The organism is Psychrobacter sp. Ps6, assembly GCF_022129235.1.
Classification (GTDB): domain Bacteria; phylum Pseudomonadota; class Gammaproteobacteria; order Pseudomonadales; family Moraxellaceae; genus Psychrobacter.
This window is the reverse complement of sequence record NZ_JADQAI010000156.1, coordinates 1-1,170: the sequence shown is the minus strand read 5'-3', so window position 1 is coordinate 1,170 and position 1,170 is coordinate 1. Positions and strand designations below refer to the sequence as shown.

General features: G+C 39.8%; 1 protein-coding gene. It reads left to right on the top strand.

What is annotated here, in order from left to right; genetic code table 11:
- Positions 1–1,021 (top strand): methyl-accepting chemotaxis protein (locus I3255_RS14530; RefSeq protein ID WP_238039457.1); only part of this gene is annotated, 1,021 nt, incomplete at its 5' end.
- Positions 1,022–1,170: the final 149 nt, after the last annotated feature.

The following is a 1,170-nucleotide window of genomic DNA, read 5'->3' as shown; positions in this document are numbered from 1 at the left end:
AGTTGTTGTATTAGGTGTTGGACAAGTGGTTCTTGCTCCTATGCAGCGCTTGCGTATTGCAATGGAAAATATTGCAACAGGTGATGGGGATCTAACTCAACGAGTACCTGTGGAATCTAGTGATGAATTAGGGCAGTTAGCGACATCATTCAACCAATTCGTTGATAAAATTCATGTTACAGTTCAAGCAGTTTACCAAACTATTAATACGGTTAGTTCACAAGCTGTTCAAATCAAAGATACGACTCAAACGGTAGTTGAAAGAGTTGTTGATCAGCAGGAACAGAGTGCACTTGCCGCCACTGCTGTAAATGAGATGAGTGCAACAAGTGATACGGTTAGCCAGCATGCAAGTGAAGCGGCTCAAGCAAGCCAATTGGTTTCTGATGAATCTAATGCTGCTAAAGTTGTACTTCATCAAACGGTGGCTGCTATTAATCAACTTTCTGAAGAGATTGAATCCTCAAGTATTGTGATTAGTGATCTTGAACGAGATGTAAGTAATATTGCCTCTATACTTGATGTTATTCGAGGCATTGCTGATCAAACTAATCTGCTCGCTTTAAATGCTGCCATTGAAGCGGCTCGAGCAGGAGAGCAAGGTCGTGGTTTTGCTGTTGTGGCTGATGAAGTTCGCTCTTTAGCCAGTAAAACACAGGAAAGTACTGGCGAGATCCAGATTATGATTGAGCGTCTTCAGCAAGGTGCAAATCAAGCAGTGAAAGCAATGTCTTTGAGTAGTCAAAGTGGCATTGCAACTGTTGAGCAAGCTAATAATGCTAATCGTTCACTAGAGAGTATTACTGATTCTATTAATGTTGTGAATGAAATGAATTTGCAAATAGCAACAGCGGCTACTCAACAGAGCCAAGTTAGTGAGGATATTAATCTTAATATTCAAAAGATTGCTGATAATAGCCAAGATGTGGTTGTTAGCTCAAATCAGTGTCACGATATTATTCAAGACTTAGCAACTAAGTGTGAGCAATTAGATACATTAATTCGACAATTTAAAGTGTAGCATTAATAGGAAATAGGGCGGTTCATCATTCTAAGATAAACCGCCTTGTTTATTCTTTTAGTTACTATGCTCTGTTACCGCAGGTGCAATATAGGCTTTTGTTCCCCAAAGAGGTACAGTCGATAAACTGTGTTTAAAGCTGCCTGAGG